The sequence below is a fragment of the Geodermatophilus sp. Leaf369 genome (assembly GCF_001424455.1).
In the GTDB taxonomy this organism is placed as follows: Bacteria; Actinomycetota; Actinomycetes; order Mycobacteriales; family Geodermatophilaceae; genus Klenkia.
The window spans coordinates 170,738-187,149 of the sequence record NZ_LMQA01000001.1 but is presented as its reverse complement, the minus strand read 5'-3'; the positions used below and the strand labels follow the sequence as shown (position 1 = coordinate 187,149).

11 protein-coding genes and 1 tRNA gene are annotated in these 16,412 nt (G+C 73.1%); 10 read left to right on the top strand and 2 right to left on the bottom strand.

The window, feature by feature from the left end:
* Nucleotides 1-113 precede the first annotated feature (113 nt).
* The 8 genes from trpC (at nucleotide 114) to ASG36_RS00875 (ending at nucleotide 13,009) form a co-directional block, all read left to right on the top strand.
* On the top strand, nucleotides 114-923 hold the full coding sequence (gene trpC / locus ASG36_RS00910; RefSeq protein WP_055758212.1) for an indole-3-glycerol phosphate synthase TrpC: 810 nt from the start codon (nucleotides 114-116) through the stop codon (nucleotides 921-923).
* Between the two features lie 22 nt (nucleotides 924-945).
* Nucleotides 946-2,307, top strand: coding sequence for a tryptophan synthase subunit beta (gene trpB, locus ASG36_RS00905; protein WP_055758209.1), 1,362 nt, complete (start codon nucleotides 946-948; stop codon nucleotides 2,305-2,307).
* On the top strand, nucleotides 2,304-3,098 hold the full coding sequence (trpA, locus tag ASG36_RS00900; RefSeq protein WP_055758207.1) for a tryptophan synthase subunit alpha: 795 nt from the start codon (nucleotides 2,304-2,306) through the stop codon (nucleotides 3,096-3,098). The genes trpB and trpA overlap by 4 nt, the downstream gene beginning before the upstream one ends.
* Nucleotides 3,095-4,087 (top strand): prolipoprotein diacylglyceryl transferase, encoded by a 993-nt coding sequence (lgt, locus tag ASG36_RS00895; RefSeq protein ID WP_082522695.1) that lies wholly within the window; start codon nucleotides 3,095-3,097, stop codon nucleotides 4,085-4,087. The genes trpA and lgt overlap by 4 nt, the downstream gene beginning before the upstream one ends.
* 299 nt (nucleotides 4,088-4,386) lie before the next feature.
* Entirely contained in the window at nucleotides 4,387-9,051 is a 4,665-nt protein-coding gene (gene gltB, locus ASG36_RS00890; protein WP_055758204.1) for a glutamate synthase large subunit, read from the top strand.
* A gap of 35 nt (nucleotides 9,052-9,086) precedes the next feature.
* Nucleotides 9,087-10,571 carry a glutamate synthase subunit beta gene (locus ASG36_RS00885; RefSeq protein ID WP_055758203.1) on the top strand — a complete coding sequence of 495 codons (1,485 nt, stop codon included), beginning with the start codon at nucleotides 9,087-9,089 and terminating at the stop codon, nucleotides 10,569-10,571.
* A 122-nt stretch (nucleotides 10,572-10,693) separates the two neighbouring features.
* A complete protein-coding gene (pyk, locus tag ASG36_RS00880) occupies nucleotides 10,694-12,109 on the top strand; it encodes a pyruvate kinase (RefSeq protein WP_055758200.1) in 1,416 nt (471 codons plus the stop codon).
* A gap of 30 nt (nucleotides 12,110-12,139) precedes the next feature.
* Complete coding sequence (locus ASG36_RS00875; RefSeq protein WP_055758197.1) at nucleotides 12,140-13,009, top strand: acyl-CoA thioesterase II; 870 nt, start codon at nucleotides 12,140-12,142, stop codon at nucleotides 13,007-13,009.
* On the opposite strand, the gene ASG36_RS00870 is transcribed toward ASG36_RS00875, so the two are convergent.
* A complete protein-coding gene (locus tag ASG36_RS00870) occupies nucleotides 12,998-14,578 on the bottom strand; it encodes an aminotransferase class V-fold PLP-dependent enzyme (protein ID WP_082522886.1) in 1,581 nt (526 codons plus the stop codon). The genes ASG36_RS00875 and ASG36_RS00870 overlap by 12 nt on opposite strands.
* A 61-nt stretch (nucleotides 14,579-14,639) precedes the next feature.
* Here ASG36_RS00870 and ASG36_RS00865 point away from each other — a divergent pair, with 61 nt between their 5' ends.
* Complete coding sequence (locus ASG36_RS00865) at nucleotides 14,640-15,506, top strand: hypothetical protein (RefSeq protein ID WP_055758194.1); 867 nt, start codon at nucleotides 14,640-14,642, stop codon at nucleotides 15,504-15,506.
* A gap of 24 nt (nucleotides 15,507-15,530) precedes the next feature.
* On the opposite strand, the gene ASG36_RS00860 is transcribed toward ASG36_RS00865, so the two are convergent.
* Nucleotides 15,531-15,604 (bottom strand) — tRNA-Leu (locus ASG36_RS00860).
* Nucleotides 15,605-15,655: 51 nt separating this feature from the next.
* Here ASG36_RS00860 and ASG36_RS00855 point away from each other — a divergent pair.
* Nucleotides 15,656-16,258 carry an ANTAR domain-containing response regulator gene (locus ASG36_RS00855; RefSeq protein ID WP_055758191.1) on the top strand — a complete coding sequence of 201 codons (603 nt, stop codon included), beginning with the start codon at nucleotides 15,656-15,658 and terminating at the stop codon, nucleotides 16,256-16,258.
* The last annotated feature ends 154 nt before the right edge of the window (nucleotides 16,259-16,412 follow it).

Sequence of the window (16,412 nt, the reverse complement as noted above, 5' to 3'; positions counted from 1 at the left end):
ACGACCCCGTGCGGGGCGACCCCGTGCCGCATCTCTAGAGTGACGCCACCGAACCGACAGGCGAGGGGACGCAGGATGCAGCAGCGCACAGGAGAGCCGGGGGGCGCACGGGCATGAACGTGCTCATGGACATCGTGGCCGGCGTGCGCGAGGACGTCGCAGCCCGACAGCAGGCGACCCCGCTCGCCGAGGTCCAGGCCGCCGCCCGCGACGCGCGTCCCGCCCTGGACGCCCTGGCCGCACTGCGTGCACCCGGCGTCGGCGTCATCGCCGAGGTCAAGCGCAACAGCCCCTCCAAGGGCGCGCTGGCCACCATCGACGACCCCGCCTCGCTCGCCGTGCAGTACGCCGCCGGCGGTGCCCGGGTGATCAGCGTGCTCACCGAGCGCCGTCGCTTCCACGGCACCCAGGCCGACCTGGCCGCCGTCCGCGCCGCCGTCGACGTGCCGGTGCTGTGCAAGGACTTCGTCGTCTCCAGCTACCAGGTGCACGAGGCACGGGCCCACGGCGCGGACGTCTGCCTGCTCATCGTCGGCGCCCTGGAGCAGAACGCCCTGGTCGGCCTGCTCGAGCGGATCGAGTCCCTGGGCATGACCGCCCTGGTCGAGGTGCACACCGAGGCCGAGGCCGACCGGGCGCTGGAGGCCGGTGCCTCGGTGATCGGCGTCAACGCCCGCGACCTCACCACCCTCGACGTCGACCGCAGCACCTTCGAGCGGATCGCCCCCGGGCTGCCCACCGAGGTCGTCAAGGTCGCCGCCTCCGGCGTCCGCGGGCCGCACGACCTGATCAGCTACGCCGGCGCCGGGGCGGACGCCGTCCTGGTGGGGGAGGGCCTGGTCACCGCCGCCGACCCGCGGCAGGCCGTCGCCGACCTGGTGACCGCCGGCTCGCACCCCGCGACCCCGCGCGCCACCCGCTAGGCACCACGGCGACAATGGGCGGGTGACTGCCACGACGCTCCCGCCCACCCCCGAAGCGAGCCTCACCCGGCCGCGACCGGAGTGGCCGGACGCGACCGGTCACTTCGGCCCCTACGGCGGCCGGTTCGTCCCCGAGGCGCTGATCGCGGCTCTCGACGAGCTGTCCGAGGCCTACGAGGCCATGCGGGTCGACCCGGTCTTCCTCGCCGAGTTCGAGCGGCTGCACCGCGACTACACCGGCCGGCCCTCCCCGATCACCGAGGTGCCCCGCTTCGCCGAGCACTGCGGCGGCGCCCGGGTGCTGCTCAAGCGGGAGGACCTCAACCACACCGGCTCGCACAAGATCAACAACGTGCTGGGCCAGGCGCTGCTCACCAAGCGGATTGGCAAGAAGCGGGTCATCGCCGAGACCGGCGCCGGCCAGCACGGGGTCGCCACGGCCACCGCCGCCGCGCTGATGGGCCTGGAGTGCACGGTCTACATGGGCGAGGAGGACACCCGCCGCCAGGCGCTCAACGTGGCCCGGATGCGGCTGCTCGGCGCCGAGGTGGTCCCGGTGACCACCGGCTCCAAGACCCTCAAGGACGCCATCAACGAGGCGTTCCGCGACTGGGTGACCAACGTGGAGACGACGAACTACGTCTTCGGCACCGTCGCCGGCCCGCACCCGTTCCCGGCCATGGTCCGGGACTTCCAGCGGGTCATCGGCGACGAGGCCCGCGCCCAGGTGCTCGACCGGGAGTGCCGGCTGCCCGACGCGGTGCTGGCCTGCGTGGGGGGCGGCTCGAATGCGATCGGCATCTTCACCGCCTTCGTGCCCGACGCCGGCGTCCGGCTGGTGGGTCTGGAGGCCGGGGGTGACGGCGTGGAGACCGGCCGGCACGCCTCCTCCATCACCGGGGGCCAGCCGGGCGTGCTGCACGGCGCCCGCTCCTACCTGCTCCAGGACGAGAACGGCCAGACCGTCGAGTCGCACTCGATCTCGGCCGGCCTGGACTACCCCGGTGTCGGCCCCGAGCACAGCTACCTCAGCGACATGGGCCGCGCGGAGTACCGCCCGGTGACCGACAGCCAGGCCATGGAGGCCTTCGCGCTGCTGTGCCGCACCGAGGGCATCATCCCGGCGATCGAGAGCGCGCACGCCCTGGCCGGGGCGATCACGCTGGGCCGCGAGATGGGTCCGGACGCGCTGCTGCTGGTGAACCTCTCCGGCCGCGGGGACAAGGACGTCGAGACCGCCAGCGCGTGGTTCGGGCTGGGCGGCGGGTCCAGCGCCCCGACCGACGAGGACGAGCGCGCGGTCGAGGACGGCCGGGGTGCCGAGCCCGGCCCCGCGCTCGGCGACGCCGAGGACACCACCGTGCAGGACGGGGACGCGCTGTGAGCTCCGCGCTGGGCACCCGGATCGACGCGGCCAGGGCCGAGGGCAGGTCCGCGCTGATCGCCTACCTGCCGGTCGGCTACCCCGACGTCCCCGGGTCGATCGAGGCCATGGTGGCCGCGGTCGAGGGCGGCGCGGACGTCGTGGAGATCGGGGTGCCCTACTCCGACCCCGGCATGGACGGCCCGACCATCCAGGAGGCCGTCGAGGTGGCCGTCCGCGCCGGCGTCGGGATGAAGGACGTGCTGCAGGCGGTGGCCGCGGTGGCCGAGGCCGGTGCCGTACCGGTGGTGATGAGCTACTGGAACCCCGTCGAGCGCTACGGCGTGCAGCGCTTCGCCACCGACCTGGCCGCCGCCGGGGGAGCCGGGGCGATCACCCCGGACCTGGTGCCCGACGAGGCCGCGGCCTGGATCGCGGCCAGCGACGAGGCCGGCCTGGACCGGGTCTTCCTGGTCGCGCCGTCCTCCACGCCGGCCCGGCTGGCCAGCACGACCGCCGCCTGCCGGGGGTTCGTCTACGCCGCCTCGACCATGGGCGTCACCGGCACCCGCGCCACCGTGGGCGACACCGCCGAGGTGCTGGTCACCCGCACCCGGGAGGCCGCGCCCGCCGACCTCGCCGTCTGCGTGGGCCTCGGGGTCAGCAACGGGGACCAGGCGGCGGAGGTGGCGGCCTTCGCCGACGGCGTCATCGTCGGGTCGGCCTACGTCCGCCAGCTGATCGACGGGCACGGCGCCGACGGCGTCCGCGCGCTGTCGGCCGACCTGGCCGCCGGGGTGCGCCGCCGGTGAGCACCGAGCTGCTGGCGGCGATCCCGAGCCCCACGCAGGGCGTCTGGGACATCGGGCCCTTCCCGCTGCGGGCCTACGCGCTGTGCATCATCGCCGGCATCGTGATCGCCGCCTGGATGACCGAGAAGCGCTGGGTCGCCCGCGGGGGAGCCCCCGGCGACTCGTTGGACATCGCCGTCTGGGCGGTGCCCTTCGGCATCGTCGGCGGCCGCGTCTACCACGTGATCACCACCCCCGAGCCCTACTGGGGGGAGAACGGCGACCCGGTGCGGGCGCTCTACATCTGGGAGGGCGGCCTGGGCATCTGGGGCGCCATCGCCCTCGGTGGCGTCGGCGCCTGGATCGCCTGCCGGCGCCGCGGCATCCCCCTGCCGGCCTACGCCGACGCCCTGGCCCCGGGCCTGCTCGTCGCCCAGGCGGTCGGCCGGCTGGGCAACTGGTTCAACAACGAGCTCTACGGGCGGGCCACCGACCTCCCGTGGGGGCTGACGATCCACGAGTGGGACCAGTCGGCCGGCCGGGCGGTCACCGACGCCGCCGGCAACCCGGTCGTGCTGGGCACCTTCCAGCCGACCTTCCTCTACGAGCTGCTGTGGAACCTGGCCGTCGCCGCCGTCGTCATCTGGGCCGACCGGCGCTTCCAGCTCTCGCACGGGCGCGCCTTCGCCCTCTACGTGGCCGGCTACTGCCTGGGCCGCGGGTGGATCGAGACGCTGCGCATCGACGAGGCCGAGCGCTTCTTCGGCGTGCGGCTCAACGTCTTCACCGCCGTGGTGGTCGGGCTGGCCGCCGTGGCGTACCTGGTCTGGCAGCGCGGCCGCCCGCGCGAGGTGATCACCCGCGGCGAGGAGTTCCGGGCCCGCGAGGCCGCCGAGAAGAGCGCGGACGACGACGGGGACGAGACCGCCGCGGAGTCGGCGGACGCGCCGCTGACCAGCGCCAAGGACCCTGACGACCCACCTGCACCACGTGCGGGGACGACGACCTGACGGAGACGTTCGCCACCCTGCGCGAGCGTGTCGCGAGTGTGTCCACTCTGTGTACGCTCCCGATGAGGCCACCCAGCGATCCTGGGGTGGACGACCACGTCGGAACCGGGCCAGCGACGCCCCGCGCACGACACCCCGCGGAGACCCGCCCGTGGGTGCGCGAGAGCCCTGCCGGGCCCTGCACCACCTGATCCACCTCCCCCCGCCCGCCCCTGACCACCCGGCCGGGCCCCACCGGGCCCCCCGCGAGCATCCGGCTCCTCCCGGACGACGCGGGTCTCGCCGTCGACGGGAGTGACATGTCTTCCTCCACCACGCCGACCACCACGCCGGCTCCTGCCTCGCGGGTCCCCTTCTCCGCGGTCCCGGCAGCCTCTGGGCTGTACGACCCGCGCAACGAGCACGACGCCTGCGGCGTGGCCTTCGTGGCCGACGCGCAGGGCCGGCGCTCGCGGAAGATCGTCGCGATGGGCCTCACCGCCCTGCACAACCTGGACCACCGCGGTGCCGCGGGCTCCGAGCCCAACTCCGGGGACGGCGCCGGCATCCTGACCCAGGTGCCCGACGCGCTGCTGCGTGCCGTCGTGGACTTCGACCTGCCCCCGGTGGGCGAGTACGCCGTCGGCGTGGGTTTCCTGCCCCGTGACGAGACCGAGCGGGCCGCCCGGGTCGCCGACGTCGCCCGGCTCGCCGCCGAGGAGGGCCTGGTCGTCCTGGGCTGGCGCGAGCTGCCCATCGCCCCCGAGGCCGCCGACATCGGCCCCACCGCGCTGGCCGTCATGCCGCACTTCGCCCAGCTGTTCGTCGCCGAGGGCACCGCGGCCCGCGCCGACGCCACCGCCTTCGGGGGCACCTCGACCAACCACGGCGTCACCCGGCTCGAGCGCCGCGCGTTCGTGCTCCGCAAGCGGGCCGAGCGCGCCGCCGAGGCCGACGGCAGCTCGCTGTACTTCGCCTCGCTGAGCTCCCGCACGGTCACCTACAAGGGGATGCTGACCACCGACCAGCTCCCGGCGTTCTTCCCCGACCTCACCGACGACCGGTACGAGTCGGCGATCGCGCTGGTGCACAGCCGGTTCTCCACCAACACCTTCCCGAGCTGGCCGCTGGCGCACCCGTTCCGGGTGATCGCGCACAACGGCGAGATCAACACCATCAAGGGCAACCGCAACCGCATGCGGGCCCGTGAGGCCAAGCTCGACACCCACCTGTTCGACGGCCCGGCCGGCCCCGCCTCCGAGCTCGGCCTGGAGCGCGTCTTCCCGGTCACCGCCGCCGACTTCAGCGACTCGGCCACCTTCGACGAGGTGCTCGAGCTGCTGCACCTGTCCGGTCGCTCGCTGCCGCACGCGGTGCTGATGATGATCCCCGAGGCGTGGGAGAACCACGCCGAGATGGACGCCGCCCGCCGCGCGTTCTACCGCTTCCACTCCGCGGTCATGGAGCCCTGGGACGGCCCGGCCTGCGTCGCGTTCACCGACGGCACCCAGATCGGCGCCGTGCTGGACCGCAACGGCCTGCGCCCCGGGCGCTGGTGGCGCACCAAGGACGACGTCGTCGTCCTCGCCTCGGAGGTCGGCGTGCTCGACATCCCCGCCGGGGACGTCGTGGCCAAGGGCCGGCTGCAGCCGGGCCGGATGTTCCTGCTGGACACCGCGCAGGGCCGGATCATCGCCGACGACGAGGTCAAGGGCGCCCTGGCCGCCGAGCACCCCTACGACGACTGGCTGCACGCCGGGCTGATCCACCTGCCCTCGCTGCCCGAGCGTCGCCGCTCGCGGCCCAGCCACGAGTCCGTCGTCCGCCGGCAGCTGCTGTTCGGCTACACCGAGGAGCAGCTGCGCATCCTGCTGCAGCCGATGGCCGCCAGCGGGGCCGAGCCGATCGGCTCGATGGGCACCGACACCCCGGTCGCCGCGCTGAGCGACCGCTCCCGGCTGCTCTACGACTACTTCGGGCAGCTGTTCGCCCAGGTGACCAACCCGCCGCTGGACGCCATCCGCGAGGAGCTGGTGACCAGCCTGGGCCGCACCTTCGGCCCCGAGGGCAACCTGCTCTCGGCCACCCCGGCGTCCTGCCGGCAGGTCGTCCTGCCGTTCCCGGTCATCGACAACGACGAGCTCGCCAAGATCCTGCACATCGACGACGACGGCGACCTGCCCGGCTTCGCCGCCGTCCGGATCACCGGCCACTTCGACGTCAACGGCGGCGGCGACGCCCTCGAGCAGGCCATCGCCGCCCTGCAGACCAAGGTCAGCAAGGCCATCTCGGCCGGCGCGCGGGTCATCGTGCTCTCCGACCGGGACTGCGACGAGCAGCGCGCCCCGATCCCCTCGCTGCTGATGACCGCCGCGGTCCACCACCACCTGGTGCGCGAGCGCACCCGGATGGAGGTCGGGCTGATCGTCGAGTCCGGCGACTGCCGCGAGGTCCACCACGTCGCGCTGCTGCTGGGCTACGGCGCGGCCGCGGTCAACCCCTACCTGGCCTTCGAGAGCGTCGAGGACCTGATCCGCGACGGTCTGCTCACCGGCGTGCAGCCGGCCCAGGCCGTGCGCAACGTGGTCAAGGCCATGGGCAAGGGCGTCCTGAAGGTCATGAGCAAGATGGGCATCAGCACCGTCGGCTCGTACACGATGGCGCAGATCTTCGAGGCCGTCGGGCTCTCCCAGGACCTGGTCGAGAAGTACTTCACCGGGACGTCGTCCACCCTCGGTGGCGTCGGGCTCGACGTGCTCGCCGAGGAGGTGGCCATGCGCCACCGCCGGGCCTACCCCTCCAACCCCACCGAGGTCGCGCACCGCAAGCTCACCGTGGGCGGGGAGTACCAGTGGCGCCGCGAGGGCGAGGTGCACCTGTTCAACCCCGAGACGGTGTTCCTGCTCCAGCACGCCACCCGGTCCCGGCAGTTCGACGTGTTCGAGAAGTACACCGACGCCGTCGACCAGCTCTCCCGCGAGGCCTCGACGCTGCGTGGCCTGTTCGCGTTCAAGGAGGGCCTGCGCCCGCCGGTGCCGATCGAGGAGGTCGAGCCGGTCAGCGCGATCGTGAAGCGGTTCTCCACCGGTGCCATGAGCTACGGCTCGGTCTCCCAGGAGGCGCACCAGACCCTCGCCATCGCGATGAACCGCCTCGGCGGCAAGTCCAACACCGGCGAGGGCGGTGAGGACGCCGACCGCTTCACCCCCGACGAGAACGGCGACCTGCGCCGCTCGGCGATCAAGCAGGTGGCCAGCGGCCGCTTCGGCGTGACCAGTGAGTACCTGGTCAACGCCGACGACATCCAGATCAAGATGGCCCAGGGCGCCAAGCCCGGCGAGGGCGGTCAGCTCCCGGGGTCGAAGGTCTACCCGTGGATCGCCCGCACCCGGCACTCCACCCCCGGGGTCGGCCTGATCTCCCCGCCGCCGCACCACGACATCTACTCCATCGAGGACCTCAAGCAGCTCATCCACGACCTCAAGAACGCCAACAACGAGGCGCGGGTGCACGTCAAGCTGGTCTCCGAGGTCGGGGTCGGCACCGTCGCGGCCGGGGTCAGCAAGGCCCACGCCGACGTCGTGCTGATCTCCGGCCACGACGGTGGCACCGGTGCCGCGCCGCTGACCTCGCTCAAGCACGCCGGCTCCCCCTGGGAGCTCGGCCTGGCCGAGACCCAGCAGACGCTGCTGGTCAACGGCCTGCGCGACCGGATCACCGTGCAGGTCGACGGCCAGATGAAGACCGGTCGGGACGTCGTCGTCGCCGCACTGCTGGGCGCCGAGGAGTTCGGCTTCGCCACCGCACCCCTGGTGGTCAGCGGCTGCGTGATGATGCGCGTCTGCCACCTGGACACCTGCCCGGTCGGGGTCGCCACCCAGAACCCCGAACTGCGCAAGCGGTTCACCGGCCAGCCCGAGTTCGTCGTCACCTTCTTCGAGTTCCTCGCCGAGCAGGTCCGCGCGCTGCTGGCGCAGCTGGGCTTCCGGAGCATCGAGGAGGCCGTCGGCCAGGTCGAGGTGCTCGAGACCCGGGGCGCCATCGACCACTGGAAGGCCGCCGGGCTCGACCTCGCGCCGATGCTCGCCGTGCCGGCACTGCCCGAGGGCACCCCCCGCCGTCGGGTGCGCGGTCAGGACCACGGCCTGGACGTCGCCCTGGACCAGACGCTGATCCAGCTCTGCGAGGGTGCGCTGCTCGACGCCCGCCCGGTGAGCCTGCAGCTGCCGGTGCGCAACGTGAACCGCACCGTCGGCACGATGCTGGGCGCCATGGTCACCCGCCGCTACGGCGGCGAGGGCCTGCCCGAGGGCACCATCGACCTCACCTTCGAGGGGTCCGCGGGCCAGTCCTTCGGCGCCTTCGTGCCCGCCGGCATCACCATGCGGCTGCTCGGGGACGCCAACGACTACGTCGGCAAGGGCCTGTCCGGCGGTCGGATCGTCGTCCGCCCGGCGCTGGAGGCCACCTTCCCGGCCGAGGACGCCGTGATCGCCGGCAACGTGATCGGCTACGGCGCCACCGGCGGGGAGATCTTCCTGCGCGGTCGGGTCGGCGAGCGCTTCTGCGTCCGCAACTCCGGCGCGCTGGCGATCGTCGAGGGCGTCGGCGACCACGCCTGCGAGTACATGACCGGTGGTCGTGCGGTCATCCTCGGCGAGACCGGGCGCAACGTGGCCGCCGGCATGAGCGGCGGCATCGCCTACGTGCTCGACCTGGCCGTCCACCGGGTCAACGGCGAGATGGTCGACGTCGAGTCGCTGTCCACCGAGGACTCGATGTGGCTGCGGGAGACCCTGACCCGCTACCGCGAGGAGACCGGCTCCACGGTCGCCACCGCACTGCTGGCCGACTGGGGCCGCTGGTCCGAGCGGTTCAGCGTGATCATGCCGCGGGACTACCGCCGCGCCATGGAGGCCAAGCGGGCCGCCGAGGCCGCCGGCTACGACGTCGACCGCGCCGTCATGGAGGCCGCTCGTGGCTGACCTCTCCTTCCCCTTCGTCGCCCTGGAGGCCCGCTGTGCCTGACTCCACCGGTTTCCTCAAGTTCGAGCGGGCCACCCCGCCGCGGCGTCCGGTCGACGTCCGGATCATGGACTGGAAGGAGGTCTACCTCGAGCGCGAGAAGGGCGGCGAGGAGGCCTTCGGCACCGCGGCGCTGCGCACCCAGGCGGCGCGCTGCATGGACTGCGGCATCCCGTTCTGCCACCACGGCTGTCCGCTGGGCAACCTGATCCCGGAGTGGAACGACCTCGTCCGCCGGGACGACTGGCGCGAGGCCACCGAGCGGCTGCACGCCACGAACAACTTCCCGGAGTTCACCGGGCGGCTGTGCCCGGCGCCCTGCGAGGGCTCCTGCGTGCTCAACCTGACCGAGTCCCCGGTGACCATCAAGCAGGTCGAGGTCGAGATCATCGACCGCGCCTTCGCCGAGGGCTGGGTCGAGCCGCAGCCGCCGGCCGAGCTGTCGGGCAAGAAGGTCGCCGTGGTCGGCTCCGGGCCGGCCGGGCTGGCCACCGCCCAGCAGCTGACCCGGGCCGGGCACGAGGTGACCGTCTTCGAGCGGGCCGACGCCATCGGCGGGCTCATGCGCTACGGCATCCCCGAGTTCAAGATGGAGAAGCGCCACCTGGACCGCCGGCTGGACCAGATGCGCGCCGAGGGCACCCGGTTCGTCACCGGCGTGGAGGTCGGGGCCGCGGGCTCCGACGTCACCGTCGAGCAGCTGCGGTCGGACTTCGACGCCGTGGTGCTCTCCGGTGGGGCCACCGTCGGCCGTGACCTGCCCGCTCCGGGCCGGGAGCTCGAGGGCATCCACCTGGCCATGGAGTTCCTGCCCGGCGGCAACCGGCAGGCCCTGGGCCAGGTCGAGCGCGCCCCGATCGACGCGCACGGCAAGCACGTGGTGATCATCGGCGGCGGTGACACCGGTGCCGACTGCCTGGGCACCTCGCACCGGCAAGGTGCGGCCTCGGTCGCGCAGCTGGAGATCATGCCCGAGCCGCCGTCGTCCCGGGGTGCGAAGAACCCCTGGCCGACCTACCCGATGGTGCTGCGGGTGTCCTCGGCGCACGAGGAGGGTGGCGACCGGATCTACTCGGTCAACACCGAGCGCTTCGTCGGTGACGAGGACGGTCACGTCCGCGCCATCGCCGTGCACGACGTGGAGATGGTCGACGGGAAGTTCACCAAGGTCGAGGGCACCGAGCGCGAGCTCCCCGCCGACCTGGTCTTCCTGGCCATGGGCTTCACCGGTGCGCAGAAGGAGGGCCTGGTCGAGAGCCTCGGCGTCGAGGTCGACGGGCGCGGCAACGTCGTCCGGGACGCCGACTTCATGTCCTCGGTGCCCGGCGTCTTCGTGGCCGGGGACATCGGCCGCGGCCAGTCGCTCATCGTGTGGGCCATCGCCGAGGGCCGCGCCGCCGCCGGTGCCGTCGACACCTGGCTGACCGGGGCCTCGATGCTGCCCCGGCCGATCACCCCCACGGCGGTCGCGCTCCGATAAGGACCCCGCTGCCCCCCACGACACGCTTCGCGCGCCGCGGGTCCCTGCAGCGGGGCCAGACATCATGACGTTTCCGTGGGGCGGTCCGGGTTCTCCCGGGCCGCCCCACTAGGTTGAGCACCATGTCCCGTCGCGCCAAGATCGTCTGCACCCTGGGCCCCGCCGTGGGCACCGCCGAGCAGATCACCGCCCTCGTCGAGTCCGGCATGGACGTCGCCCGGCTGAACTTCAGCCACGGCGAGCACGCCGACCACGAGCGCAACTACCACCTCGTCCGCACCGCGTCGGACTCCGTCGGCCGCGCGGTCGCCGTGCTGGCCGACCTCCAGGGCCCCAAGATCCGGCTCGGCCGCTTCGTCGACGGCCCGGTCCTCTGGGCCACCGGCTCCCGCGTGTGCATCACCGTCGAGGACGTCGAGGGCACCGCCGAGCGGGTCGGCACCACCTACAAGAACCTGGCCAACGACGTGCGCGTCGGTGACCGGCTGCTCGTCGACGACGGCAACCTCTCCCTCACCGTGGTCGAGGTCGACGGGCCCGACGTGTGGTGCCTGGTCCTCGAGGGCGGCGTCGTCTCCAACAACAAGGGCCTGTCGCTGCCCGGGGTCGCGGTCAGCGTCCCGGCGATGAGCGAGAAGGACGAGGAGGACCTCCGGTTCGCCCTGGGCCTCGGGGTCGACTTCATCGCCCTGTCCTTCGTCCGCAAGGCCGAGGACGTCGAGCTGGTGCGCGAGATCATGCGCCAGATGGACGTCGACCTCCCGGTCATCGCCAAGCTGGAGAAGCCCGAGGCGGTGGAGAACCTCGAGGCCATCGTCGAGGCGTTCGACGGGATCATGGTCGCCCGCGGCGACCTGGGCGTGGAGCTGCCGCTGGAGCAGGTCCCGCTGGTGCAGAAGCGCGCCGTGCAGGCCGCCCGCGAGCGGAACAAGCCGGTCATCGTGGCCACCCAGATGCTTGAGTCGATGATCAACTCTTCCCGGCCCACCCGGGCCGAGGCCTCCGACGTCGCCAACGCCGTGCTCGACGGTGCCGACGCCGTGATGCTGTCGGGGGAGACCTCGGTCGGGAAGTTCCCCATCGCCGCGGTGCGCACCATGGAGCGGATCATCGACGCGGTCGAGTCCGACGCGGTGCGGGTGCCGGCCCTGGTGCGCCAGTCCCGCTCGCGTTCCGGCGCCATCGTCCGGGCCGCCCGCGAGGTGGGCGAGGCCCTCGAGGTCGACGCGCTGGCCGCGTTCACGATGACCGGGGACACCGTCCGCCGGTTGGCCGCGCTGCACACCACCCTGCCGATCCTGGCCTTCACCACCGACCCGCGGGTGCGCAGCCGGATGGCGCTGTCCTGGGGTGTGGAGACCTTCCTGGTGCCCGAGGTCGGGCACACCGACGACATGGTCGGGCAGGTCGACTTCTCGCTGCTGTCGATCGGCCGGCTCAAGGAGGGTGACCGGGTGGTCGTCGTCGCCGGCTCGCCGCCGAACATCTCTGGCTCCACGAACCTCATCCGGGTGCACGAGATCGGCCAGCATGCCTGACCCCGCACCGGGGCCACGAGGCAGCACGGGATGACGGACAAGCTCCCGGCGGCAGCGCTCCTCGAGGTCCTGGACCTCGAGGAGCGGTCACCGGACCTGTACGTGGGCCAGACCCCGTCCACCCCGCTGCAGCGGGTCTTCGGCGGTCAGGTCGCCGCCCAGGCGCTCACCGCGGCCACCCACACGGTCCCGGCCGGCCGGGGGGTGCACTCACTGCACGCGTACTTCCTCCGCCCGGGCGACCCGTACGAGGAGCTGCGCTACGAGGTCGACCGGATCCGCGAGGGCCGGTCCTTCTCCACCCGCCGCGTCGTCGGCCGGCAGACCCGCAAGGGCGAGGACGTCGCGGTCTTCGCGCTGACCGCGGACTTCACCGAGGGCGAGGCCGCCGTCGTCGAGCACTCCCTGCCGATGCCCGACGTGCCCGGTGCGGAGTCCCTGCCCGGCATCGAGGAGGTCAGCGCTGCCCACCCGGGCCGCTCCACCGGTGCCCGGGCCTTCGCCCGCGTGGTCGAGCAGCGCTTCCTCGAGGACCCGTTCGACCCGGCCCCCAAGACCCCGCCGCACACCCAGAACCACACGTGGTTCCGGGTCACCGGCCGGCTGCCCGACGACCCCGGCGTGCACGCGGCGGCGCTGACCTTCGTGTCCGACCTGACCCTGCTGTCGGCGGGCCTGGCCCGCATCGGCGGCGGCTGGGGCGGTGAGCACGTGGGCGCCTCGCTGGACCACGCCGTGTGGTTCCACCGGCCGGTGCGGGCCGACGACTGGTTCCTCTACGAGACCGACAGCCCGGCCGCTGCCTCGGGACGGGCGATGAACCTGGGCCAGATCTGGGCGGCCGACGGCACGCACGTGGCGACCGTCGCCCAGGAGGGCCTCATCCGCTCACTCGGCTGAGGTCTGCTCCACCTCGGTCTGCTCCACCTCGGCCACGGTCTGGTGCTCCACCGGCTGCGGCTCGGCCGCGGCCTGCTCGGCCGCCTCGCGCTCGGCGCGCTCCCGCTCGGTCTGCTCGCGCTGCTGCTCGGCGAAGTCGGCCGCCAGCCAGTCGTGGTGCTCGCCCAGCAGCGCCCACAGCCGCTCCACGTGCCGACGCTCGGTGGCCGGTGACCCGATGGACACCCGGACCACCACCTCGCCGGAGACCGTGGTGTGGGTCAGGAACACCTCGCCGCCGTCGGCCAGGCGCTCGAGCAGGGTCATGGTGGCGACGTCGCCGTCCACCCCGTGCGGCCAGCGCGGCTTGAGGCACACCAGCGACAGCGGGTGCGGGGCGACGACGGAGAACCGGTCGTCGGCGCGCGCCCAGCCGGCGAGCTCCTGGGCCAGCGCCACGTGCCCGCGCACGTGCTCTCGCAGCCCCTCGGCGCCGTACCAGCGGACGACGAACCACAGCTTGAGCGCCCGGAAGCGGCGGCCCAGCTCGATCTGCCAGTCCCGGTAGTCGACCACCGAGCCGCTGTCGGTCGCGGCGTTGCGCAGGTACTCGGGGAGGATCGCCAGCGCGCCGGTGAGCGCGGCCCGGTCGGCGGTGAAGAACAACGTGGCGTCGAAGCCGGTGAGCAGCCACTTGTGCGCGTCGGTGGTGTAGCTGTCGGCCCACTCGACGCCGGCCTGCAGGTGCCGCAGCTCGGGCGCCACGGCGGCGACCCCGGCCCAGGCGGCGTCGACGTGCAGCCACACGCCGCGGTCCCGGCAGATCGGCCCGATGGCCTCCAGCGGGTCGAACGCACCCGTCGACGTCGTCCCCACCGTGGCGCAGACGAGTACGGGGGTGAAGCCGCGGGCCACGTCACGGTCGATCCGGGCGGCCAGGGCCTGCGGGCGCATCGCCAGGTCGCCGTCGACCTCGACGATGCGCACGGCGTCGGTGCCGAGGCCCGCGATCCGGGCCGCCTTCTCCATCGAGGAGTGGGTCTGGGCCGAGACGTAGACGGTCATGTCCTCCGGCCGGACGCCACCGCGCACGGTGGCGCCGCCCGTGGCCCTGTGCAGCGCGGCGAGCAGGGCGACCAGGTTGGCCCCGGAGCTGGAGTCCTGGACGACCCCGCCGCCGGTGCCGGCGTGGGTGAAGGACGCGGGCAGCCCGAGCAGCTCGACGAACCAGTCCATGACGTGCTGTTCGAGCTCGGTGCAGGCCGGGCTGGTCACCCAGGACATGCCCTGCACGCCCAGGGCGGAGCTGACCAGGTCACCGAGCACGGAGGGCCCGGAGGTGTTGGCCGGGAAGTAGCCGAAGAAGCCGGGGTGCTGCCAGTGCGTGAGGCCGGGGACGACGACCCGCTCGAGGTCGGCGAGCACGTCGGCGATCGACCCGCCCTGCTCCGGGGCGTGCGCGGGGAGCTGCGCCCGCACGTCGCCGGGGGACACCCGGGACCGCACCGGCAGCGACTCCACCCGCGCCATGTGGTCGGCCACCCAGTCCACGACCTCGTGCCCGTGCTGGCGGAACTGCTCAGGAGTCATGTGGCCGGTCACCCCACGAACCTAAGACCTGCGGTTGGCGGAGGTGAGGGAGGCTGCGCACATGCCCGACATCTGGCACCTCGCAGCGCCCCCCTGGGAGGGTGACCTGTTCGTCGCCGGCGAGTTCGAGCGGACGGCGCACGTGTGGTCGCTGGGCCGGAGGACCCCGGTGGCGGTCGTCGACACGGTCTTCGACCCCGGCGGCAGGCGCCTGGCCCTCGTCACCGGTGACACGCCGGTGGTCGTCGCAGGTGCCTGGGCGCGACACGGTGTCTGCGGGTACTCGCTCACCGGTGAGCCGCTCTGGGAGGACCGGACGCAATCCCACGTCCAGGACGTGACCGCACTCGCACACGGTCGCGTCGCCGTGGGCCACGCGCGGGGGCCGGCGAGGGTCCTGGACGGATCGACCGGTGCCGAGGTGAGGTCGCTCAGGGGCGTGTCCGGGGTGCACGCCCTGACCCCCACCGTGAGCCTCCTGGAGAGCAGCGCGCACTACCGCCTGGCCGACACCGAGCTCGAACCGCTCGGCCGGCGCATCGAGCTCCGGTCCTTCGCCGTCCTCGCTGCTGCCGCCAGCGCCGAGCACGTCGCGGTGGCCGAGGCCGGCGGCCCGCTGCGGATCCTCGACCTCGACGGCACCGAGCGGGCTGCCTACGCGGTGCCCGGTGGCCACGTCGTCAGCGTCGCGCACGACCGCGCGACCGGGACCTGGCGCGCGGTCACGCGGGTCGAGCGGCAGGACGAGGTCGACCACCGGCACGTCCGTCTGTCCGACGACGGGGAGGTGCTCGACGAGCACCCGCTGGGCGACGTGTTCGATGCGACCTGGCTGCGTGACGGCGGTGCCCTGGTCCTCAGCAGCGGGATCGGCCTGGTGGTCCTCGACGGGCACACGAAGGACGCACGGCTGCTGGCGACCCCGTGAGAAGCGGTGACCACCGTCTGACGGTGCCCCCGGTCCGATTCGAACGGACACTGTGCGGGTTTTGAATCCGCTCCCTCTGCCAGTTGGGGTACGGGGGCCTCGGTGGAGCGTACGACGCACCGGGCTCGCGGCCTCGCTAGGGTGAGCCGGTGAGCAACGAGCCGACCCGGGTCCTCATCGCCGAGGACGAGGCACTGATCCGCCTCGACCTCAAGGAGATGTTGGAGGAGGAGGGGTACGTCGTCGTCGGCGAGGTCGGTGACGGCCAGGCCGCGGTCGACCAGGCGCGCGAGCTGCGGCCCGACCTCGTCGTCCTCGACGTGCAGATGCCGGTGCTGGACGGGTTGTCGGCCGCCGAGCAGATCGCGGCCTCGCGGATCGCCCCGGTGATCGTGCTGACGGCCTTCTCCCAGCGCGAGCTGGTCGAGCGGGCCCGCGACGCCGGCGCGATGGCCTACCTGGTCAAGCCGTTCTCCAAGGCCGACCTGGTGCCGGCCATCGAGGTGGCCCGGGCCCGGTTCGTCGAGATGACCGCGCTGGACGCCGAGGTCGGCGACCTCAAGGAGCGCCTGGAGGCCCGCAAGGTGGTCGAGCAGGCCAAGGGCAAGCTGATGGCCGACCGCGGGATCAGCGAGGCCGAGGCCTTCCGGTGGATCCAGCGCACGGCGATGAACGAGCGCACCTCGATGAAGGCACTGGCCCAGCTGGTCCTCACCGACGGTGTCGGCCCGGCGGAGACCCCCACCGCCTGATCGCCCCGCGCGGACCCGTTCGGGTCCGTTCGGGACCGGGGTCGCCCGGGTGACGGGCGTGTTGCCCAGAACCACGCGTGTCACGGGTTCCGACCGATCAGGTCACGACCTCATCACGGTGCGGTCGAGAGGGCTCTCGGTGTCCCACCACACA

Excerpts from the sequence above, each read along its gene's own strand:
- pyk (WP_055758200.1), top strand. The coding sequence starts at position 10,694 with ATGTCCCGTCGCGCCAAGATCGTCTGCACCCTGGGCCCCGCCGTGGGC.
- gltB (WP_055758204.1), top strand. The coding sequence starts at position 4,387 with ATGTCTTCCTCCACCACGCCGACCACCACGCCGGCTCCTGCCTCGCGG.
- ASG36_RS00865 (WP_055758194.1), top strand. The coding sequence starts at position 14,640 with ATGCCCGACATCTGGCACCTCGCAGCGCCCCCCTGGGAGGGTGACCTG.
- trpC (WP_055758212.1), top strand. The coding sequence starts at position 114 with ATGAACGTGCTCATGGACATCGTGGCCGGCGTGCGCGAGGACGTCGCA.
- ASG36_RS00875 (WP_055758197.1), top strand. The coding sequence starts at position 12,140 with ATGACGGACAAGCTCCCGGCGGCAGCGCTCCTCGAGGTCCTGGACCTC.
- ASG36_RS00870 (WP_082522886.1), bottom strand. The coding sequence starts at position 14,578 with ATGACTCCTGAGCAGTTCCGCCAGCACGGGCACGAGGTCGTGGACTGG.